24 protein-coding genes and 1 pseudogene are annotated in these 19,336 nt (G+C 69.3%); 10 read left to right on the top strand and 15 right to left on the bottom strand.

The features are described from left to right. Positions 1-415 precede the first annotated feature (415 nt). Positions 416-676, top strand: a complete 261-nt coding sequence (locus tag JL475_RS20690; RefSeq protein ID WP_202279278.1) for a hypothetical protein — start codon at positions 416-418, stop codon at positions 674-676. A 412-nt stretch (positions 677-1,088) separates the two neighbouring features. Here JL475_RS20690 and JL475_RS20685 read toward each other — a convergent pair whose 3' ends face one another. From JL475_RS20685 to JL475_RS20675, 3 genes are all read right to left on the bottom strand, one after another. Next, positions 1,089-1,289 (bottom strand): DUF397 domain-containing protein, encoded by a 201-nt coding sequence (locus JL475_RS20685; RefSeq protein WP_202279277.1) that lies wholly within the window; start codon positions 1,287-1,289, stop codon positions 1,089-1,091. After that, on the bottom strand, positions 1,286-2,155 hold the full coding sequence (locus tag JL475_RS20680) for a helix-turn-helix transcriptional regulator (RefSeq protein ID WP_202279276.1): 870 nt from the start codon (positions 2,153-2,155) through the stop codon (positions 1,286-1,288). The genes JL475_RS20685 and JL475_RS20680 overlap by 4 nt, the downstream gene beginning before the upstream one ends. 246 nt (positions 2,156-2,401) lie before the next feature. Next, complete coding sequence (locus JL475_RS20675) at positions 2,402-2,725, bottom strand: hypothetical protein (RefSeq protein WP_202279275.1); 324 nt, start codon at positions 2,723-2,725, stop codon at positions 2,402-2,404. A 272-nt stretch (positions 2,726-2,997) separates the two neighbouring features. On the opposite strand from JL475_RS20675, the gene JL475_RS20670 reads away from it, so the two are divergent. Then, positions 2,998-3,618, top strand: a complete 621-nt coding sequence (locus JL475_RS20670; RefSeq protein ID WP_202279274.1) for an SMI1/KNR4 family protein — start codon at positions 2,998-3,000, stop codon at positions 3,616-3,618. A 28-nt stretch (positions 3,619-3,646) separates the two neighbouring features. Here the strand turns inward: JL475_RS20670 and JL475_RS20665 are convergent, their stop codons facing one another. From JL475_RS20665 to JL475_RS20655, 3 genes are all read right to left on the bottom strand, one after another. Beyond that, on the bottom strand, positions 3,647-4,570 hold the full coding sequence (locus JL475_RS20665) for an SMI1/KNR4 family protein (RefSeq protein ID WP_202279273.1): 924 nt from the start codon (positions 4,568-4,570) through the stop codon (positions 3,647-3,649). Between the two features lie 269 nt (positions 4,571-4,839). Then, a complete protein-coding gene (locus tag JL475_RS20660; RefSeq protein WP_202279272.1) occupies positions 4,840-5,166 on the bottom strand; it encodes a hypothetical protein in 327 nt (108 codons plus the stop codon). Next, entirely contained in the window at positions 5,163-5,375 is a 213-nt protein-coding gene (locus JL475_RS20655; protein WP_237407716.1) for a hypothetical protein, read from the bottom strand. The genes JL475_RS20660 and JL475_RS20655 overlap by 4 nt, the downstream gene beginning before the upstream one ends. 80 nt (positions 5,376-5,455) lie before the next feature. Here JL475_RS20655 and JL475_RS20650 point away from each other — a divergent pair, with 80 nt between their 5' ends. The 3 genes from JL475_RS20650 (at position 5,456) to JL475_RS20640 (ending at position 6,688) form a co-directional block, all read left to right on the top strand. Further along, positions 5,456-5,881: a hypothetical protein gene (locus JL475_RS20650; RefSeq protein WP_202279271.1), complete on the top strand. Its 426-nt coding sequence runs from the start codon at positions 5,456-5,458 to the stop codon at positions 5,879-5,881. Positions 5,882-5,971: 90 nt separating this feature from the next. Beyond that, positions 5,972-6,169 (top strand): hypothetical protein, encoded by a 198-nt coding sequence (locus JL475_RS20645; RefSeq protein ID WP_202279270.1) that lies wholly within the window; start codon positions 5,972-5,974, stop codon positions 6,167-6,169. Positions 6,170-6,217: 48 nt separating this feature from the next. After that, positions 6,218-6,688 (top strand): ATP-binding protein, encoded by a 471-nt coding sequence (locus JL475_RS20640; RefSeq protein WP_237407715.1) that lies wholly within the window; start codon positions 6,218-6,220, stop codon positions 6,686-6,688. Between the two features lie 347 nt (positions 6,689-7,035). Here the strand turns inward: JL475_RS20640 and JL475_RS20635 are convergent, their stop codons facing one another. Then, positions 7,036-7,413: a VOC family protein gene (locus tag JL475_RS20635; RefSeq protein WP_202279269.1), complete on the bottom strand. Its 378-nt coding sequence runs from the start codon at positions 7,411-7,413 to the stop codon at positions 7,036-7,038. Positions 7,414-8,094: 681 nt separating this feature from the next. Between JL475_RS20635 and JL475_RS20630 the strand changes: the two genes are divergently transcribed. Beyond that, the gene (locus tag JL475_RS20630; RefSeq protein WP_202279268.1) at positions 8,095-8,739 is read left to right on the top strand and encodes a dihydrofolate reductase family protein; all 645 of its coding nucleotides are present in this window, start codon (positions 8,095-8,097) and stop codon (positions 8,737-8,739) included. Positions 8,740-9,030: 291 nt separating this feature from the next. On the opposite strand, the gene JL475_RS20625 is transcribed toward JL475_RS20630, so the two are convergent. The 5 genes from JL475_RS20625 to JL475_RS20605 all read right to left on the bottom strand — a co-directional run bounded on the left by JL475_RS20625 (position 9,031) and on the right by JL475_RS20605 (position 12,957). Beyond that, a complete protein-coding gene (locus JL475_RS20625) occupies positions 9,031-9,477 on the bottom strand; it encodes a lipoprotein (RefSeq protein ID WP_202279267.1) in 447 nt (148 codons plus the stop codon). Between the two features lie 12 nt (positions 9,478-9,489). Beyond that, positions 9,490-10,335 (bottom strand): ABC transporter ATP-binding protein, encoded by an 846-nt coding sequence (locus JL475_RS20620; protein ID WP_237407760.1) that lies wholly within the window; start codon positions 10,333-10,335, stop codon positions 9,490-9,492. A 38-nt stretch (positions 10,336-10,373) separates the two neighbouring features. After that, entirely contained in the window at positions 10,374-11,165 is a 792-nt protein-coding gene (locus JL475_RS20615; protein WP_202279266.1) for an ABC transporter permease, read from the bottom strand. After that, a complete protein-coding gene (locus tag JL475_RS20610; protein WP_202279286.1) occupies positions 11,162-11,917 on the bottom strand; it encodes an ABC transporter permease in 756 nt (251 codons plus the stop codon). The genes JL475_RS20615 and JL475_RS20610 overlap by 4 nt, the downstream gene beginning before the upstream one ends. A 74-nt stretch (positions 11,918-11,991) precedes the next feature. Then, the gene (locus JL475_RS20605; RefSeq protein ID WP_202279265.1) at positions 11,992-12,957 is read right to left on the bottom strand and encodes an ABC transporter substrate-binding protein; all 966 of its coding nucleotides are present in this window, start codon (positions 12,955-12,957) and stop codon (positions 11,992-11,994) included. A gap of 277 nt (positions 12,958-13,234) precedes the next feature. Here JL475_RS20605 and JL475_RS20600 point away from each other — a divergent pair, with 277 nt between their 5' ends. From JL475_RS20600 to JL475_RS20590, 3 genes are all read left to right on the top strand, one after another. Beyond that, positions 13,235-14,014 (top strand): IclR family transcriptional regulator C-terminal domain-containing protein, encoded by a 780-nt coding sequence (locus JL475_RS20600; protein ID WP_202279264.1) that lies wholly within the window; start codon positions 13,235-13,237, stop codon positions 14,012-14,014. Between the two features lie 143 nt (positions 14,015-14,157). Continuing rightward, positions 14,158-15,768 carry a metallophosphoesterase gene (locus tag JL475_RS20595; RefSeq protein ID WP_202279263.1) on the top strand — a complete coding sequence of 537 codons (1,611 nt, stop codon included), beginning with the start codon at positions 14,158-14,160 and terminating at the stop codon, positions 15,766-15,768. A gap of 241 nt (positions 15,769-16,009) precedes the next feature. Then, positions 16,010-16,825, top strand: a complete 816-nt coding sequence (locus JL475_RS20590) for a thioesterase family protein (RefSeq protein WP_202279262.1) — start codon at positions 16,010-16,012, stop codon at positions 16,823-16,825. A gap of 36 nt (positions 16,826-16,861) precedes the next feature. On the opposite strand, the gene JL475_RS20585 is transcribed toward JL475_RS20590, so the two are convergent. The 3 genes and pseudogenes from JL475_RS20585 to JL475_RS20575 all read right to left on the bottom strand — a co-directional run bounded on the left by JL475_RS20585 (position 16,862) and on the right by JL475_RS20575 (position 18,428). Beyond that, on the bottom strand, positions 16,862-17,428 hold the full coding sequence (locus JL475_RS20585) for a GNAT family N-acetyltransferase (RefSeq protein WP_202279261.1): 567 nt from the start codon (positions 17,426-17,428) through the stop codon (positions 16,862-16,864). A gap of 115 nt (positions 17,429-17,543) precedes the next feature. Next, a pseudogene (locus JL475_RS20580) lies at positions 17,544-17,847 on the bottom strand (GNAT family N-acetyltransferase); the annotation flags it as partial. Positions 17,848-17,942: 95 nt separating this feature from the next. Further along, positions 17,943-18,428 carry a PaaI family thioesterase gene (locus JL475_RS20575; RefSeq protein WP_202279260.1) on the bottom strand — a complete coding sequence of 162 codons (486 nt, stop codon included), beginning with the start codon at positions 18,426-18,428 and terminating at the stop codon, positions 17,943-17,945. Between the two features lie 90 nt (positions 18,429-18,518). Here JL475_RS20575 and JL475_RS20570 point away from each other — a divergent pair, with 90 nt between their 5' ends. After that, complete coding sequence (locus JL475_RS20570; protein ID WP_202279259.1) at positions 18,519-18,998, top strand: helix-turn-helix domain-containing protein; 480 nt, start codon at positions 18,519-18,521, stop codon at positions 18,996-18,998. Positions 18,999-19,336: the final 338 nt, after the last annotated feature.

The raw sequence follows: 19,336 nt of genomic DNA, 5'->3' as shown, positions 1-19,336 counted from the left end.
AAGGGTGTTCTACCAGCTCGGCCGCCCTCGCCGGATGCGGGCATCGGAACCGAGATCACGACCCCGAACAGGCCCAGACCGGCGTTCGTAGGTCTAGACCATAGCGGGGAACCTGGAACCGTCAAGTCCGCTTTCCTGAAAGGAAGTTGGCAGGAAACGCACCGACGGGCCTCGGAGCACCGCCTCCGGTTACGGCGGAAACGACATACGGGCAGGTGAGATCGCCGCAGACCACCGGCCACCTCCCGAGCCGACGGACGCGGCCCGCACCTCGGCCGCATCCCGCCTGCGCGTGAGCTTGCTCTCACGGAGACGCCCCTCCATGAGGTGCGGGCCCGGGAGCGCCAAGATGGGGATCCAGGGATCGCACACCTGTGGGCCGAGCAGGCCGACACACCATGGCGAGGAGCCCGACATGTCCACCGGATCCGCGGACAGTCCCGCGACGCTCTACGGACCCGTCTCAGTCATCTTCGGCAGCGCTGCCCTGCTCGCCGCGGTGTTCGCCGGCTTCATCGGTATCGCGATCCCGCTCCTGTTCGGCAGCCTCGCCGTCACCTTCGCGCTCCTCGGCCTGGGCCGCGGGCTCAACCGGGGCCAGTGCGCCCTCGGCCTCGCCACCGGATCGCTGAGCGTGCTCTACCCGATCTTCCTCGCCGCCGCCCTGAGCACCTGACCGACGGGCTCAACGCCTACGGCAGCGGTGGAGCGACCGCGTCCGGCACCTCGATGGTTTCCCCTCACGTCGCAGGTCTCGCGGTGCTGCACTGGGCACCGACCCGGGTGCGGGGTCGCCGAACCTGCTGCTCGACACCCGGCTCCGTTCGGAGCCGAGCGGTTTCTCGTCGTGTGCGGTCAGGGCCGGAGAGGGTTGCGGCACGGGCAGAACGGATGCCCGGCCGGGTCGGTACAGACCTGCCGACCGTAACCGGACTCGCCGACGAAGTTCTTCTGGAAGGTGGACCGGGAGGTCGAGATGCGCGCCGCACACGCGCACTTCCAGGCGCGACTGGACGCCTGACCGCCCGGACATGCCTGTGCCCTGTGACTCCCCTCGGAGTCACAGGGCACAGCGGTAAGGCAGCGACTCAGCCGATCCGGTCGGCGGCGAACCCGACGAACGCGGCCCACGCCTCCGAACCGACCGCCACACTCGGACGGTTCGTGTCCTTCGAGTCCCGCACGTGCACGGTGTGCGGGCAGGTGGCCACCTCCACGCACTCACCACCAGCTCCGCCGCTGTGACTGCTCTTGAACCAGTCGAGCTGGACGGTCTCTTCGACGCTCATAGTTCCTCCAGCGACTTCTCGATGTAGGCCAAGGACTCACGCGGAGTGAGAGCTTGCGCTCGGATGATCCCATAACGCGACACGATGCCACGGACCTCTGTTCGCTCCGACACGATTGTGCTCCGTCCCTGCGCCTCCAGATAAGCCACCTGATCATCACCGTCTCTGTGCAGCACGGTGAACGGTCCGTCCACTCCGGCGTTGTCCTCTCGGTCCAACGGCATGACCTGGATCTCTACGTTGCGGTACGCACCGACGAGCAGCAGTTGTTCCATCTGTCCACGCATGACGGCACAACCGCCCAACGGCCGCCGTAGGACCGACTCATCGATGACAAAGCTCACGAGTGGTGCAGGCTTGCGGGCGAAGACTTCCTGCCGGGCCAGCCGTGCGGCAACGCGCTGCTGGACGCTCTCCTCATCCAGCAAAGGACGCCACATCTCGAACACAGCCCGCATGTACTCCTCGGTCTGCAACAGTCCAGGCACCGCATGGGTTCCGTAGACCCACAGCTCAACCGCCTCCGCCTCCAACCGAGCCGCATCCCGGAAGAACGCTGGATACTGCGCCCGAGCGACCTCCTCCTTCATCTCCTTCAACAGCCCGCCCGCATCGAGCAGTTCATCCACCGCGTCAATGAACCTCGGCGGAGGAATCCGCCGCCCCTGCTCGTAGGCCGCGATGGTGGACGGCGAGTATCCCGTCCGCGCACCGACCTCCGGCCGCTCCAGCCCTGCCCGCACCCGGCACAGCTTCATCTGCCGCCCGAACACCCGCAGGATGCCCGTCCCCGGCTCCGGGGAAGCCGCCCCCGGCTCTCCCTGCTCGGCCGTCGTCTCTCCAGGCTCCCGCACCAGTCCACTCATCGCCGTTCACCTCCGCCGCCTACCGCCGACCCGCCCAACTCCCCCGCCCCACCGAGGGATACGGCCCACCCCGCCTACAAACGCCACCGGAACGCCTACAACGCCCCCGGTCGGCCTCACCCAGCGCCAACGTAGAACGCGGAACGCGAGGGAACCGGTGAACGATCACGGTTCACCAGAACGAGTACTGAAGGACCTGGAGGCCGGTACCGGGGCGAGCGCAGCCACAGGGAACCGGAATCACCCTCAACGATCCTTCAGGTCAAGGGCCTTGGGTGTGTCCACGCACTCCTCCGGCACCGCTCGGTACGTGATGACCATCTTCGGGTTCGCAGGGGTCGTGGACGGGTCGAGCACCTCCCGCCGCTCACGCTCGGCCTCGGCGCGGGCCTGCGCGATGTCGTCGGCGACCTCCTGGCAGTCGACGACGTCCGTGCCGGTCGACATCGGCTCCCCGGCGGGGGACTTCCGCGTGTCCCTGGACGAATCGGCGGCGAGAACAGAGGTGGCGGCGAGGCCGGCCAGGCACAGCACGGCCCACCCCACGACGATCCGCCGACGGGCACTCACGAGACGGCCGTTCCGGCGGCGAGGCCGACGCGGGTGATCACGGTGCCGGAAGGCATCGTGGTACGCGCGATCATCAGGGTTCCTCTCTCACCGGGCCGACACCGGTCTCCGGCATGCCGGATCGAGCTTCCTCGCGGCGTGGGAGGTGCTGTCGCACCGGCCCCGCTCTTGCTCGGGAAGCGCCGCACGAACGTCGCGCACCAGGTGTCGGTGAACCACTCACACCCCGTTCCCCCATGGGCACACCGGCTGCTGCGTGGCAGCATACGGTCATGAGCAGCCTCATCCGTGCCTGGGGGCGTATCGAGACCTGGCTTCGGGAGCACCAGTGCACCAGTGCTCTCTCCGCGCTGCACCCGCCTGCCTCCGAAGAGGCCGTCCGGTCCCTCCGGGACGCCATCCCGTACCCGCTCCATCCGCATCTCGTGCAGTGGCTCGGAATCCACGGCGGCGCCCCCATGTACGACGCTCCCGTCTGGCCGGGTGGCTACGTCCCGTACGACGTCGAAGGGCTCAAGGGCGGGCCGGAGCACATGGAGGACATGCTCGAAGAGTTCCACGAGCAGCGTGATGAGGATCCCGAGCACTGGATCCTGGATCCGTGGGCGGACCCGCTGTGGCTCCCCGTCGCCGGTACGAACACGGGGGAGAGTCTCCTCATCGACCACCGGCCCGGCGACACCTACGGCAACGTCATCGAGGTCGACTACGAGGACAACGAGGTCACCGCGGTCCGCTGGAAGAGCCTGGGGGAGATGATCAGGCTGATGGCCGAGTCCCTGGAGTCCGGATCCCCCATGCCGTACTCGCGCCAGTACTCGCTCGTGCCTCGACTGGACGAAGGCCCACCCCGCTACCTCAACTGGAAGTTGGAGAAGATCCAGGGTTGCTGACCTCGAACCCGTGGTGTCGTGGCGTGGCTCAGGCGGGTCTGGTTCTGCTGGGCTCACGAACACCCTCACGGTGCTGCGTGCGCTGTTCCGTCGCCGCGTCCGACTCCACGCTCCCGGAGCAGTCCATGAACCAGTGCGCGCGGAAGTCCACCGGCATCGGGATCGGGTGCTGCGGGTCGGTGAGGTGGCGGAACAGGTACTCCGTGGCCGTGCAGTCGAACCGATCCCCTGCCTCCGGTTCGGCTTCGGTGACGTAGACGGGCCACCGGTCGGGGTCGGGGCCCTCGGTGATCCAGCAGAACGACTGCTCGTGCTCGTTGCCCATCCAGGGCACCAGCCCGCCCGAGGCCGGGAACGGCGGATGCGGCTCCCAAGATGCTTGGCCCAGCCTCGCCATCAACTCGGTGGTCTTGATCAGCCCGTCCGGCATGAACACGCAGTGGAAACCGTCGAACATGCCATCGCCGAACGTCTCGACGAGCGCCTTGTAGTCGCTCGGCAGGGGCGTTCCCAGGCGGGACTCGACCGCCGCCCAGTCGACCTGGCCCGCAGCCCTCGGCACCCAGCCGGTCACGGCGACGAGCCGTTCCAGCCAGGAGGCCTCCGCGGGCAACTGCTCCGCGACCGGCGTGCCGCGCAGGGCGATCATCAGGACGGGGCCGGCATCCTCGCCTTGGCCGGTCCGGCCGAAGGCGACCCACCGGTTACTGAACGGCCAGGCATACCTCCAGTCGACCTGCCCCGACAGGGGCAGTGGCGGCAGTCGGTCGGCGCCGGCACATGGCTCGCCGTACCGACTGGAAAGCGTCTCGACGAGGTTGCCCAGGTCCGCACGAGCGGAGACGGGAAGGCAGACATGGTCTGACGCATGCCCGTGCTCGCGGCAGGCCAGGTCACGGAGATCCGGCCACAGGATCTCGGCCACGGCGGTCAGAAGCTGTTCGTCGTCCATGCCCGTGAGTCAACCACTCGCCACCGACAGCAGAGCTCAGCGAGGCGGCGTCGCACTCTCCGGTCGGCCGTCCCGTCACATGACCTGCTCGAACCGAGGTCGGGAAAGGCTCAGTGCCTCGTTTTCCTCGAGTGAGCCTTTTCCCACCTCACGCTGAACCTGGCGAGGTGCAGCGTGAGGACGGCTTTGGCCAGGTCTGTGATCTGGTCGGTGCTGCGTCCGGCTTGCGCAGGGGGCGCCAGGACGCACGGTCGTGGGAAGTTCCCTCCTCAGCGTGTCTTCAGGCCACGGTCTTCGAGTTCGTCCACGCACTCCTCCGATACCCAGACATCCTTGGCGGTGACTCCGCCCCGGTAGGTGGGGGTCGCGGAAGGGTTGAGCGCTTCCTGCCGCTGCCGCTCCGCCTCGGCGCGGGCTTGTTCGAGGTCGTCGGCGGTCGCCTTGCAGTCGACGACGTACGTGCCCGTCGGTACCGGCTCCTCGGTGGGAGATTCCGGCTTGTCCGTGTACGGCTCGGCGTCGAGGGCGGAGGTGGCGGCGAGGCCGGCCAGGCACAGCACGGCCCACCCCACGACGATCCGCCGGCGGACGCTCATACGATGCCGTCCCCTCTGCGGGGGAAGACGGCCATAGGCGCGCATTCCCCCGCGAACGCCTCGTGGAGGTCGTGGACCTCCAGCTCGTGCCCGTTCCGGAGGAGGGCGCGGCGCGAACCGTCCCCACGGCTCTCCAGCGCGAAGCCGTGGACCAGCGCGCCTCCACCCGGCAGCCTCACCGAGTCGCGCAGTTGTGCGGTGATCGACATGGCCCGAAGGTAACGGACCCCACTGGCAACGTGACCGGCGCCGAACAGCCGGACGACGCCACTCGGCCAGGAGGCCGTGGATGACGCCGCCCGAGCGGTACGTCACACAGGACTTCGACGGTTTCCTGCGCGACACGATGCACACCGTCAACGCCCTGCGGCCCGTGGAGCTGGACAAGCTGGAACTGCGCTTCCGGCTCGCGATGGACGGCTGCAAGGACCTGTTCGGAGAGCACGCCTTCCGGAAGCAGTTCCGCGGGGTCACCCGCCGGTACCCCATCGACAAAGCGCTCTTCGAGGTGCAGGCGGTGGCCGTGGCGGGGTGCCGTGCCGCGGAACTCGACGTCCTGCGCGACCGGGCGCCGCTGCTGGAGTCGAGATTCAAGGAACTGATGGACGACCCGGCCTTCTACGACGCGATCTCCTCCGGCACCGGTGACGCCGACAAGGTCAACTACCGCTTCCAGTCCATGAAGGACCTGTTCCGCGAGGTACTGCATGCTTGAGTTACTGACCCTCACCAACTTCAAGGCGTTCGCCCGCCAGGAGATCCCGCTGGCTCCGTTCACCCTGCTCACCGGGCTCAACTCCTCCGGATGTTCATCAAAGCCCTGCGTAACCGTGCCCCGTTCGCGGCGGCCCTCACCAGGCCGCGGAGCTCCGGCGAGGTCGAGTACGCGTGTTCCGGTGAGTCGGTCGGCTGGGCCCACCTGATGGACGGCCTCGCGGTGAGTCTGAGGCTGCCGCTCGCCGCCCACACCGGCCGCCCCGTCGCATACGGCTCCCCACCGTAGGCGCGTCGTACCTGTTCACCGGCGCGCGGCGGGCGGGACCGTGGGCCCATGGACATCCACCCCGCCGCGCCCACTCGGCGCGCCGAGACGCAGGTACCCGCGCGTGCCGAAGAGTTCGCCATGCAGTTCACCTCCACCCCGCGCGGCGCCCGTCTGGCCCGCCACCTCGTGTCACACCGGCTCCACGAGTGGGGGCACCCGTACGGCACCCCCGTGAACGAGACCGTCACCCTCATCACGGCGGAGCTGACCACGAATGCCGTCGCCCACGGCCGGGTCCCCGGCCGGGATTTCCACCTCCGGCTGTCGTGCGTGCCCGGCACCGTCACGGTGGAGGTGTCGGACACCCGCGCGGAGCGGAAGCCGCACCTCGATCCGGCGGCCGGCCCGTCCGAGGAGGAGTCCGGCCGGGGACTGCTCCTGATCGACGCCCTCGCGAGCCGCTGGGGCGTCGTGCCCCGCCACACCGCCCCCGGCAAAGTGGTGTGGGCCGAGGTCGGCTGCTCGTCGATCCGTTGACCGCCCGGCAGGACGGCGGCCTCGACGTGTGTGATGCCGGGCATGCGCCCACGCCCCGGGGAGGGCACACCGTGCCGAAGGCGTGAGCACTTCGGCCGCTACCGTCCCGATGCCGCTCGTTTGAGCGCTTGAGTGACACATGCCCGCCGACTGCTCACGGTTTTCCACAAGGCACCCGCCTCCGCCCCCACGGCCCCGGGACCACAAGGACCTCCCACACCATCCGACGGAACGCCATCCGCATCAGGCCCCACCTACGCCGAGCCGACCAGCAGCACGGTCGACATCTCCAACCGCCCGACTGCCCGGCTCCGTTCGGAGCCCGGGCGGTTTCTCCTCGCGTGCGGTCAGGACCGGGGACGGTTGCGGCACAGGCAGAACGGATGCCCGGCCGGGTCGGTGTAGACCTGCCAGCCGTAGCCGGACTCGCCGACGAAGCTCTTCTGGAAGGTGGCACCCAGCTCGATCACCCTGCGCTGCTCGGGCTCGAACTCGTCCACCTCGAAGTCGAGGTGGAACTGCTGCGGATGCTCCTGGCCCGGCCAGCTGGGCCGCTGGTAGTTCTCCACCCGCTGGAACGACAGCTCGACGCCGTCGTTGCGCAGGTTGACCCAGTCCTTGGTGCTGGTGTCGGTGTTGATCTCCCAGCTCAGCAGCTCGGCGTAGAACTCGGCCAGCTTCCAGGGGTCGGGGCAGTCGAGGATCACATCGGTGAACGTCAGCATCCGATCACCATAGGTCGCGGCACCGGACGCCCGCGACGCATTAGTCGGCGCACCCCAGGACTTGGCCGGCGACGCTCGGTCAGGCCAACAGGGCGTGTTTGCATGAGGGTTCGAATCCGCACGGCCGAACAGCGGCCTCGGCACACGCCCGTACCCGCAACTACGCAGCGGGTACGGGCGGGAGAATGTCGTGGCGGCGGGCCCGGTCGGCCCGGGGCGATACGGCTGAGGTGCTCCCAGGACCGGTACAGATCCGCTTGGGCCCGGTCCATCTCCAGGACGTGTTCGTCCACGCACTCCTCCGGCACCGCTCGGTACGTGATGACCAGCCTCGGGTTCGCAGAGGTCGCGGACGGGTCGAGCGCCTCCCGCCGCTCGCGCTCGTCCTCGGCGCGGGCCTGCGCGATGTCGTCGGCGATCTCCTGGCAGTCGACGGCGTACGTGCCGGTCGACATCGGCTCCCCGGCGGGGGCTTCCGCGTGTCCCCAGCCCCTGCAGATACATGTAGGTAGTAATTTGCCGCCCCAGCGGAGGCCCTTCACACCCGCAGCCTGACCAACCAGGCGAACCTCCCAGGTCAGGGCAGTAGGTAGTCCGATTTCTGGCCGGTCACGGACGCAGCGATGAGCTTTTCCGGCCTGGAGAGTCTCACCACCGTTGTCGACAACACAGGAGAAACACGTGGCTCAGCTTCTGAAAGTCCAGAACTTCACCGTCTCAAGTGACGGATACGGTGCCGGTGAGGACCAGAGCCTGGAGAGGCCGTTCGGCCACGCCGATCCCGGGGACATGTTCGCCTGGGCCGGCGCCACGGCGAGCTGGCCCGGGCGCACCGACCCGGGGGGCAGCCGCGGTCTCGACGACTACTTCACGCGGGACTTCGCCCACAACATCGGCGCCGAGATCATGGGCCGCAACAAGTTCGGGCCCCAGCGCGGGCCCTGGCAGGACCACGAGTGGCAGGGCTGGTGGGGGGACGAGCCCCCGTTCCACACCCCGGTGTTCGTCATGACCCACCACAAGCGTCCGTCGTTCACGCTCTCCGACACCACGTTCCACTTCGTCGACGGCGACCCGGCCACGGTCCTCGAGCAGGCGCGGGAGGCGGCGCAGGGCAAGGACGTCCGACTCGGCGGCGGGGTTGCCACCATCCGGCAGTTCCTCGACGCCGGCCTCGTCGACACCCTGCATGTGGCGGTCTCGTCGGTGAAGCTCGGTTCCGGGGCACGGCTCTGGGCGTCACCTGATGAGCTGCTGGACCGCTTCCACCTCGAGGTCGTGCCCAGCCCGAGCGGCGTGACACACCACCTGTTCTGGCGCAAGTGACACGAGGCCCGCTCGGAAATGCCAGCACGACCGATGCGGGCGTTTCGATCGAACGCCCGCATCCGACCCGCTCCGGCCCCCGGACGCGACCACCAACCCGGTGAACCTCCCCGGTCAGAGCACTGGGCGGCCGTTTCGGCGGCGAGGCCGACGCGGGTGATCCCGGTGCGGGCGGGCATCGGATTTCCTTTCTCCCGGGGTCGGCCCGGTCTCCGACAGGCCGGGCCGACCTCACCCCCGGAGGAAGGGACGAGGGCACGACCGGCTCGCCCGCATCAGGGCTCGGTCACCTCACTGCAGGGACAGGCCCTCGGGTGAGGTGAGCCCCTCGGCGGGGTCGGCGCGGAAGGTCGCCGTCCACGCCACGGGCGAACAGGACGTGCCGTTGGGGCGCTGCTCCGTCAGCCGTGCGCGGCGGCTGTCGTCCACGACGACCCGGTCGTCCCGCGCCGCCGTCACCTTCAGCCGCACCGGGACGGTGACGGCGCCGATGTCGTCCGGAAGCCGGACCGACACTCCTGCGATCGGGTCGTCCGCGTCGCCGGACCTCTGCTCCTCGCACCTGTCGTCCACGCACACGCGGATCACCGCCGCGTCCGTGCCGCCGAAGTCGGCAGGCCGCCACACCACGGCGACCTCCGAGTCCATGTCCGCCCGGGTGCACGCGCCGTCCCGGCCGAAGACCGAGCAGCCGGTCAGGGCCGCCGCCGCGCCGAGGGTGAGCAGGATGCGGCGCACGTCAGGACCTCGTCACGGTGCCGGGGCGGACGGTGCGGTGTCCGTGTCCGTCTTCTGAGGGTCCCTCTTCTGGGGCGGCACGGCGCCCGTCGCCCGTTTCGCCGACTGGATCTGCTCGTAGACCCGGGTGCGGAGTTCCGTGAAGCGCGGGTCGGCCCGGGTGTGCAGCTGGTCGCGTTCGGCCGGGAGGTCGATCGTCAGCTGTTCCTGGACCACCGTCGGGGACGAGGACAGGATGACGACCCGCTCGCCCAGGTAGACGGCCTCGTCGATGTCGTGGGTGACGAAGAGGACGGTCACCCCGAGCTCCTGCCACAACCGCCGGATCAGGTCCTCGAGGTCGGCGCGGGTCTGGGCGTCGACGGCCGCGAACGGCTCGTCCATCAGCAGCACTTCGGGCTCGTAGGCGACGGCTCGCGCGATGGCGACGCGCTGCTGCATGCCGCCGGAGAGCTGCCAGGGGTACGCGCCCGCGGCGTCGCCGAGACCGACGGCGTGCAGGGCGTGCTCGACCAGCTCGCGGCGGCGGGCCTTCGTCAGGTGCTTCTTCTGGCGCAGCGGCAGCTCGACGTTGTCGCGCACCCGCAGCCACGGGAAGAGGCTGCGGCCGTACTCCTGGAACACGACGGCCATGCCGGGCGGCGGGCCGGTGATCCGGTTTCCCTGCAGCAGGACTTCCCCGGAGGTGGGTTCGAGCAGGCCGGCGATGCACTTCAGGAGCGTCGTCTTGCCGCAGCCGGACGGGCCGACGAGACAGACCAGTTCGCCGGCGTCGAGGGAGAAGGTGAGGTCGCGCACCGCCTCGACGTGCCGGCCGTGTCCCTCGTAGACCTTCCGCAGGCCTCTTACGTCGAGCATGTGCTGTCCCTTTCCGGCGTTCACGCCGCTTTCCTTGCTCATGACGCCCTCCGGGACCGGCGCAGGCCGTGGTACCAGGCCAGGGCCCGGCGTTCGACCGTCTGGAACACCAGGGCGAGCAGCACGCCGAGCAGTCCGAGCAGCAGGATGCCGCTCCACATGTCCGGGATGGCGAAGCTGCGCTGGAACTGGACGACGGCGAAGCCGAGTCCGTTGCTGGCCGCGAACATCTCGCTGATGACCATCAGGATGACGCCGATCGACAGCGCCTGCCGCAGGCCCGCGAAGATCTGCGGGCTGGCGGAGCGCAGGACCAGGTGGCCGAGGCGCGCGCGGCCCTCGATGCCGTAGGACCGGGCGGTGTCGGCCAGCACGCTGTCGATGGCCCGTACGCCCTCGACGGTGTTGAGCAGCACCGGCCAGACGCATCCGGAGACGATGACGACGATCTTCATGGTGTCGCCGATCCCGGCGAAGAGCATGATGACGGGCACCAGGACGGGCGGCGGCACGGCGCGCAGGAACTCCAGCACCGGTTCGGTGGTGGCCCGCACGCGCGGGAAGGAGCCGATGACGATGCCGAGCGCCACGCCGAGGACGGCCGCGCCGGCGTAGCCGAGGAGCAGCCGGGTGACGCTGGGCACCACGTCGGCGGCGATGCGCTCGGCGGTCCACACCTCGCGCCCGGTCTCCAGGATGGTGCTCAGCGGCGGCCAGTAGACGTCGGTGCTGCCGGCGGAGGCGAACCACCAGGCGGTCGCGAGGAGGACGGGCAGGCCGACGGCGAGCAGCAGCCGCAGGGCCGCGGTGCGCGGGGTCAGGCGTTTCATGGGGTCACCTCGCCCCGGACGGACTGGTGCCAGGCCAGCGAGCGGCGCTCGACGGCACGTGCGCCCAGGTTGATCAGGACGCCGATCAGTCCGGTGACGGCGACCAGCGCGTACATGTCGGGGACGGCGTGGGAGGTCTGCGCGACGGCGATGCGGGAGCCCAGGCCGGGCGTGCCGATGATGAGTTCGGCGGTGATCGCGAGCACGAGGGCGACGGCCGCCGCGAGCCGGACGCCGGTCATGACGTACGGCAGGGCGGTCGGCCACAGCACGTGGCGGATCCGGGCCCAGGTCCCCAGGCCGTAGGAGCGGGCGGTCTCCTCCGCGACGGGGTCCAGGTCCTGGACTCCGTAGAGGACCTGGACGAGGACCTGCCAGAAGGCGGCGTAGACGACCAGCAGCAGCGTGGAGCGCAGATCGGTGCCGAAGAGCAGCACGGCGAGGGGGATCAGCGCCACCGAGGGGATCGGCCGGAGGAATTCGACGGTGCTGGCCGTCGCCTCGCGCAGATACGGGACCACGGTGATCAGCACGCCGGCGGCGATGCCCGCGACGGTGGCGATGAGCAGTCCGAGCGCCCAGCCGGTGAGGGTGTCGCCGAGCGCCGTCCAGAAGGCGACGTCGGAGACCTCCTCCGCGAGGGCGGCGGCGATCGTGCTGGTGGGTGGCAGGTAGTCGGGGGAGACCAGACCGAGCCGGGGCGCCGCCTCGACCAGCGCGAGGAAGCCGCCGAGGCCGGCGAGGCCCAGCAGGGCGTTGCCCGGCCCCGGGCGGCGGGCGCCCGGGGTGTCGGTCTTCACGGCTGTCCGTGTCACGGTTTCCTGTGTCACGGCAGCAGCTTGTCCAGGTCGGGGGCCTTCTCGAACAGGCCGTCCTTCTGGCCGAGTTCGCCCAGCCGCTCGATGGAGGCGCGGTTCGGCTCCTCGGGCCAGCTGGGGAGCGTCATGGCGTCCAGCGTCTTCTGGGGGATCTTGGTGTAGGTGGAGAGGATCTCGCGGACCTCGTCGGGGTGGTTGTTGGCGTAGGTGAGGGATTCGCGGGTGGCGGCGGCGAACTTCTTCACCAGCTCCGGGTCCTGCTGGGCCAGCTTGTCGGAGGTGAAGTAGAGGGCGATGGTGAGGTCGGGCGAGACGTCGACGAAGTTGGAGGCGACGACCCGGCCGCCCTGGCCCTTGACAACGGCGAGGGAGGGCTCGACGACCCAGGCGGCGTCGACCTGTCCGGCCTGCAGCGCGGCGGGCATCTGGTCGAAGGCGAGCTCCACGAACTGGACCTTCTCGGGGTCGCCGCCGTCCTTGCGCACGGATTCCCGTACGGAGGTGTCGCCGATGTTCTTCAGCGTGTTGACCGCGACCTTCTTGCCGGCCAGGTCCTTCGCCGACTTGATCGGGCTGTCGCCCTTGACGACGACGCCGCCGACGTCGGCGTTCTCCTTCCCGGTCGAGGCGACGCCGTTGGCGACCGCCCGCACCGGTACGTTCTGGCTCTGGGCGACCAGGAGCGAGGTGGTGTTGCTGAACCCGAACTGGAACTGGCCGCTGGCCACGCCCGGCACGATCGCGGCGCCGCCCTGGCCGGACTCCAGCGTGAGGTCGAGTCCGTGCTTCTTGTAGAAGCCCTGCTTCTCACCGAGGTAGATCGGGGCCACGTCGACGATGGGGATCACGCCGACCTTCACGGCGGTGGTGCCGTCGGACGACTTGCCGGAGGACCCGGATTCGGACGAACCACAAGCGGTCGCGGTGAGCGTGAGCAGAGCGACGGCAGCGACTCCGGCTGACAGACGACGCACAAGGCCTCCCCAAAAGATGCACTTCTCAATGTGTGCGCAGACGTGTGTGCGCGGACCGAACGAAAGTTCTTGCCGGGAACCTACGGTTCACCCCATGGCCGGTCAACCCCTTGACATGGTCAACTTTCAACAACCTTGAACCGCCCCTGAAATGGACGATCACCGACCGGCACAACCCGTCGGCACCGCCGTCCGGCTCCGGTTGACGGCCATCGGCCGCCGCCATACCGTTCTGCCACCGCACCGATGTTCGACATGCAAACGGGGGAGGTCGCCGATGGGTGGTCAGGAACGGGAAGCCCATTTCGTACAGTCCCTGGAGCGCGGACTCGCCGTCATCCGCGCCTTCGACGGCGAGCGTCGCGAACTGACCCTCAGCGACGTCGCCCGCATCTGCGACCTGACCCGCGCGGCCGCCCGGCGTTTCCTGCTCACCCTCGCCGACCTCGGCTACGTCACCACCGACGGGAGGCTGTTCCGCCTCACCCCGCGCGTCCTGGAACTCGGCTACGCGTATCTCGCCGGCTCCTCACTGCCCGACATCGCCGAGCCCCACCTCGAGGAACTGGTCGCCGAGGTCCGCGAGTCCTCCTCCCTCTGCGTGCTCGACGGCGACGACATCGTCTATGTCAGCCGCGTGCCCACCACGCGCATCATGACCGCCACCATCACCGTCGGCACCCGGTTCCCCGCCCATGTCACCTCGGTCGGACGGGTGTTGCTCGCCCACCTCCCGGACGAGCAGCTCGACCGGCACCTCGCCAGGTGCGAACTGCGCCCGCTGACCCCCCGCACCATCGTCTCCCCGCCGCAGCTGCGCGCCGAACTCCAGCGGGTCCGCAAGCAGGGGTACGCCATCATGGACCAGGAGCTCGAGGTGGGCCTGCGCACCGTGGCCGCCCCGGTCCGCGACGGGGACGGCACCGTCGTCGCCGCCGTCAACATCCCCGTGCACGCGAGCCGCAACTCCGTCGACTCGGTACGCCGCGACCTGCTGCCCGCCCTCCTGGCGACCGTGGCCCGGATCGAGGCCGACCTGCACGTGGTCCGCCGCTGACGCTCCGCACGGGTCGGGGCTCCACTTCCGGAATGCGAAACTCCGGTTATTCACCCGGAGACCCGACACCGGACCTCTTGTGATCATCTTGTCGGGGCATCGTGCAGATCGTCACCATTTCTGCCCGAGACAAGGTAAGCCCCATGGCACTCCCCGCGAGAAAGTCCGTCACCGTCCTCACCTGCGCTCTGGCCGTCGCCCTCGGCATCACCGCCGCGGGGATGTCCGGTGTCTCAGCCGCCCAGGGTCCGGACCGCGCCGCCCAGCAGAGCAAGGCCGGCAAGTCGTACGTCGACCAGGCACTCACCGAGACCGTTCTGTGGAGCGAGGACTTCGACTCGGTGCCCACACCCACGGACTTCACGCACACCCTCCCCGAGGGCTGGTCCAAGGAGAACGCCGGATTCACCACCGGCGAGGCCCGCTGGGCGGGTTGGGCGATCACCGACATCCGTGACTGGACCTGGGCGGTGGGCACCGACAAGCGCCACTACTTCACCCGGGCGCACGACAAGCTCGCCGTCGTCGAGAGTCAGCACCAGCGCCTCAACGACACCGACCGGCTGAACACCGCGCTGAAGTCGCCGGCCGTCGACGTGAAGAAGCACGACCGGATCGTCCTCGGCTTCGACTCCCACTACCGCCAGGGCGACGCTCCGCAGCACGCCACCGTGAGCGTCTCCTTCGACGGCGGCAAGCCGGTGGAGCTGCGGCGCTACGACGCCGACAAGCTCAGCTCCCACGAGGCGATCACCGTCGACGTGCCCGAGGGGGCTCGCAAGGCCGTCTTCACCTGGAGCTACAAGGACGGCCACAACGACTGGTTCTGGGCCATCGACAACGCCCGGGTGTCGCTGCCCATGGGCGAGGTCGAGGGCGAGCCGTCCGCCGTCATCGACGTCATCAGCGACATCCAGGGCGGCATCGACAACTACAAGTCCGCCGTCAGGCAGCTCAACGACATGCCGGACCCGGCCGGAGCGATGTTCGTCAACGGCGACTTCGTCGACCTGGGCAAGCAGGAGCTCTACGACGAGTTCGAGGCCGCTCGCAAGGAGGTCCCGCACGCCTCCGGACGCGACTACTACACCATCGGCAACCACGAGATGCTCGGCCCGGAGGGCTCCGAGGCCTACATCGACCGGTTCCTCGACTTCACCGGCCAGGACAAGGTCTGGCGCGAGGAGATCGTGGACGGCGTCCCCAACATCACGGTCAACACCGAGTACTACAGCGATGTGGACCGCAAGGGCGTCGAGCCGTACGTGAAGCTGTCCGACGAACAGCTGAACTGGCTGGACTCCCGGCTCGCGCACTGGGCGAAGCAGGGCAAGCCGGTCATGCTCTACAACCACCAGGCGGTCCCCTACACCGTCACGGAGACCCACAGCTCCTGGAACGGGAACGACTACTTCGACCTCGAGGCGTTCACCGAGGTCGTGGGCAAGTACTCGAACATCATCATGTTCACCAGCCACACGCACCAGTCGCTGAAGGCGGAGGACTGGTGGGGCCGGCTGCGGGCGGAGGCCACCGGCAACATGCGCGGATTCCCCGTGGTCAACACGGGCGCGATCAAGAACGCCACTGAGCCCCACGGAGACCACCAGAGCCGGCGCCTGGAGGGCAACCACTCCTCCGGCCTGCGGGTGAAGGTGTTCGAGGACCGGGTGCGCGTGGAGGCCTGGGACTTCGTCGCCGGGAAGAAGATCAAGCACGTGGACTTCCCCGTCCCCGCCAAGCGCAAGGGCTGACGCCCTGATGCCCGCCGTCGGCTTCCTGCCCTCTCCGTCAGTTCCGTGCGGGGAGCCGGCGGCGCGGCCCCACCGGTGACACCCCACGGGCCGCGCGGCCGCCCGCACCGACACGATGATTGCAATGTGCACATTCTCATATGTCGAGACGCGCGGAGGGCGGTAGCGTGCTGGGCGGCAGCTGACGTGACGACGGCTCCGGCTGCCCACGACACCCGCGTCACCGAAGGAGAAGCGGCCCTTGTCCACCCCCACCGCCCCCACCGCGCTCCGGGGCAGCTACTTCGAGCCCATCGACGACCGCCGCTACAAGCCGACGACACACGCGGGCGGGGCCTGGGACCCGGACGAACAGCACTTCAGCCCGCTGGGCGGACTCGTGGTCCACGCCATCGACCGCCACCGGGCCACCGGACCGGACAACGGCCTGGTGCTCTCCCGGATCAGCTACGACATCCTCGGCCGCCTCGCCCTCGACGAGTGCGAGATACAGGTGGAGACCATCCGTCCCGGGCGGACCATCGAACTCCTCGAAGCGGTCGTACGGATCGCCGGCCGCCCGGTCGTCCGGGCCCGCGCCTGGCTCCTGGCCGGCCTCGACACCACCGCGGTCGCGGGCAGCCCCGTCGACCGCCTCCCCTCGCCCGAGTCACTCACCACGTGGCCGATGGCCGACGTCTGGCCCGGCGGTTACGTCGCCTCCCTGGACGTCCGCCCGGTCGCACCGCCCCAGCCGGGACGTACGACCGCCTGGCTCTCCACGCCGCTCGACCTGGTCGCCGGTGAGCCCGCCGGCCCCCTCGCGTCGTACCTCGCCCTCGTCGACACCGCCAACGGCATAGCCGTCCGGCAGCCGCCCACGGCGTGGATGTTCCCCAACGTCGATCTGACCATCCACCTCCACCGCCAACCACGAGGCATCTGGACCGGGCTGGACACCACGGTCAGCTTCGGCCCCTCCGGACAGGGCCTCACCAGCACGGTCCTGCACGACGTCGACGGCCCGGTCGGCCAGGCCCAGCAGATCCTCACGGTCCGGCCCCAGCCGGGGGCATGAGGATCTGCCGCATGCGCGGGGAAGGTGACGCGAAGATCACCGCACCGATGGGCGCTGGTGTGTGGCCCAGTGTTCGGCGGCGGTGATGCCGAGCAGCACCACATCGTGGTGGCCGCCGGCGAAGAATTCATGCTGGCGAAGCCGCCCCTCCTCGACGAAGCCCAGCCTGCGGTAGAGGGCGAGGGAGGCGTCGTTGAAGGCGTGGACCTCCACCTCGCACTTGTTGTGGCGCTGTTCGGCGAACATGTAGGTGAGGATCAGTTCGGTTGCCTCGGCCGCGTATCCCCTGCGGCGGTGCTCGCGGCTGATCTCGATACCCGTCTTGAACCGTCCTGCACGGCTGTCGGTCTCTCCGACGGTGACAGACCCTGCGAACGCGTGGTCGGCCAGCACCTCGACCACCAGGCGGAACGCGTCACCCCCCGGCGGACGCCCGGCCCGCTCAGCGGTCCAGGAACGGAAACTCTCGGCAGAACGCGGAGGCTCGACCAGGTCGGCGTCGCGGACATCGAAGGTGTTCCGGGTCAAGTCACGGAAGCCCTCCCAGTCTTCGGGCTCGACACCTCGCAGGCGCACCTTCTCACCGGTCCACATGTCGCTCATGGCTCCCACCACTTCACTGTCGATTGCAGACGCTGCCGGCCATGGACTTCAATCGGGCCACACCAGTACGTCAACTCGTTTACGGAGACTGAGTTTTCCCGTCCCGCACAGGAGGATGTCCAGGGTGGATGTGTGCGATGACGCTCTGCACCGGCCGCCCGCTGAGCCGACCGACGAGTCCTCGGGCCGCCTCGGTGGCGATGCCCCTTTTCTGCCACGGGGTCCCCACCCCCCAGGCGATCTCGGCGATCGGGCCGTGGCCGGAGGGGCTGACCGTCTCCTGCAGCGTGCCGGTCGAGCACGCCTCGTCACGGAGCCGGATCGGACAGCACCGCGGCCATCTCCTCGGCGTGCTCGACACGAAGCGACTGCAGGTCCGACCGCACGGTACTGATCGCCTCGACTTCGAGACTGCTCACGCAGCGACCTCGTCGGGACGTCCTTGGTGCGGATCTCGACCACGACGAAGGCCGACTCGTTCGCGTCCGACCCCGTCCCGCCGGCGCGGCAACGCTCAAGCGGGGAAGAGCATGCAGCTGCTGGTGGCGTGGGCGAGCAACCGGTCGGCCGAGTCGACGAGTTCGACCTGGGCGAACGCCGTGCGACGCCCGCTCTTGAGGACCGTGCCGATGGCCCGGACCTTGCCCGTGTCGACGGTGACCGGGCGCAGGAACTTCACGTTCAGGTCGATCGAGGTGTACCGCGTGCCCTTCGGCAGGATCGACAGCACCGCGCAGCCCGCCGCCGAGTCGAGCAGGGTGGCGTAGACACCGCCGTGCACGCTGCCGAGCGGGTTGTAGTGCTCCTCGCCCGGGACGAGAGCGAACACCACACGGCCCTGCTCGACCTCCTCGAGGGTCATCCCGAGCGCCGCGGCGACCGGCGGGTCGGGAAGACGGCCGGCCAGCCAGTCGCGCATCACGCGGAGACCGCTGTCCTGCCCCATGGCCGCGTCCAGGATGCCCGGGTCCTCCCAGCCGAACGTGCGTGATCTTTCCACGGAAACACCCTTCCTCACCTGACTAGTTTTTTCGAAGTTAGATGGCCCGACATCTGGGTGTCAATACCGAAGCCTGCTTACCATTCCCGTATGACGTGGCTTGAGACGAGCACCGAGAACTGCACGGTCCAGCGGACTCTCGACCTGGTCGGAGAGAAGTGGTCGCTGCTGCTGGTCAGGGACGCCATGAACGGCGTACGGCGCTTCGACGACTTCCGCCGGCACGTCGGGCTGTCCGAGAGCGTGCTGACCGACCGGCTGCGGAAGCTGGTCGCGGCCGGGATCATGCGCACCGTCCCCTACAGCGAGCCCGGCAGCCGCACCCGCCACGAGTACCGGCTCACCCGCAAGGGCTGGGACCTGTGGCCCGCGATGATGGCCCTCAAGCAGTGGGGCGACCGCTACACGGCGGACCCCGAAGGGCCCCCGCTGGAAGTCGCCCACCGCGAGTGCGGCCGGCCGGTGGAAGCCGTGGTCGTCTGCACGGCGGGACACGGTGCGCTCATTCCACCGGAGGCACTCACCCGCCCCGGCCCGTCCGCCCACCCCGCGACCGCACCTGCCCGGTAGCAGCGGACCGACGGGGGCACGGGCATCCGTGCTCCTCCGCCGGGACCGCCGGGAAGATGACGTGGCCCGCCCTGGGTGAGCCTTCGTGTTGGCGCCCCTCGAACAGGAACCGGACATTCCTGGGCGTGGAACTCGCCATACGGGAACGACGAAATGGTGTACCGGGTCCGTTTCCGCAAGGGTGTCGCCACAAGCCCCCCGGGCCCCCCGGGCGCGAAAACACCTGCTCGCCGAACCGCGCGGTACTCGGCCGTCCGTCGGGGAACCCGCCGGGCTCCTTCGGGACGGCAGGGCTCTCACGTGCGCAAGGCGCCTGCCCGGCTCCCGACGCCTGCCCG

Source organism: Streptomyces sp. M2CJ-2 (genome assembly GCF_016757295.1).
Taxonomy (GTDB): Bacteria; Actinomycetota; Actinomycetes; order Streptomycetales; family Streptomycetaceae; genus Streptomyces.
This window is presented reverse-complemented; position numbering and strand designations above follow the sequence as displayed.

Coding starts and splice junctions, on each gene's coding strand:
- JL475_RS20670 (WP_202279274.1), top strand. CDS start 2,998: ATGAGCAGCCTCATCCGTGCCTGGGGGCGTATCGAGACCTGGCTTCGG.
- JL475_RS20680 (WP_202279276.1), bottom strand. CDS start 2,155: ATGAGTGGACTGGTGCGGGAGCCTGGAGAGACGACGGCCGAGCAGGGA.
- JL475_RS20685 (WP_202279277.1), bottom strand. CDS start 1,289: ATGAGCGTCGAAGAGACCGTCCAGCTCGACTGGTTCAAGAGCAGTCAC.
- JL475_RS20690 (WP_202279278.1), top strand. CDS start 416: ATGTCCACCGGATCCGCGGACAGTCCCGCGACGCTCTACGGACCCGTC.
- JL475_RS20665 (WP_202279273.1), bottom strand. CDS start 4,570: ATGGACGACGAACAGCTTCTGACCGCCGTGGCCGAGATCCTGTGGCCG.
- JL475_RS20570 (WP_202279259.1), top strand. CDS start 18,519: ATGACGTGGCTTGAGACGAGCACCGAGAACTGCACGGTCCAGCGGACT.
- JL475_RS20640 (WP_237407715.1), top strand. CDS start 6,218: ATGGACATCCACCCCGCCGCGCCCACTCGGCGCGCCGAGACGCAGGTA.
- JL475_RS20595 (WP_202279263.1), top strand. CDS start 14,158: ATGGCACTCCCCGCGAGAAAGTCCGTCACCGTCCTCACCTGCGCTCTG.
- JL475_RS20585 (WP_202279261.1), bottom strand. CDS start 17,428: ATGAGCGACATGTGGACCGGTGAGAAGGTGCGCCTGCGAGGTGTCGAG.
- JL475_RS20635 (WP_202279269.1), bottom strand. CDS start 7,413: ATGCTGACGTTCACCGATGTGATCCTCGACTGCCCCGACCCCTGGAAG.
- JL475_RS20615 (WP_202279266.1), bottom strand. CDS start 11,165: ATGAAACGCCTGACCCCGCGCACCGCGGCCCTGCGGCTGCTGCTCGCC.
- JL475_RS20655 (WP_237407716.1), bottom strand. CDS start 5,375: ATGTCGATCACCGCACAACTGCGCGACTCGGTGAGGCTGCCGGGTGGA.
- JL475_RS20650 (WP_202279271.1), top strand. CDS start 5,456: ATGACGCCGCCCGAGCGGTACGTCACACAGGACTTCGACGGTTTCCTG.
- JL475_RS20600 (WP_202279264.1), top strand. CDS start 13,235: ATGGGTGGTCAGGAACGGGAAGCCCATTTCGTACAGTCCCTGGAGCGC.
- JL475_RS20620 (WP_237407760.1), bottom strand. CDS start 10,335: ATGCTCGACGTAAGAGGCCTGCGGAAGGTCTACGAGGGACACGGCCGG.
- JL475_RS20645 (WP_202279270.1), top strand. CDS start 5,972: ATGTTCATCAAAGCCCTGCGTAACCGTGCCCCGTTCGCGGCGGCCCTC.
- JL475_RS20660 (WP_202279272.1), bottom strand. CDS start 5,166: ATGAGCGTCCGCCGGCGGATCGTCGTGGGGTGGGCCGTGCTGTGCCTG.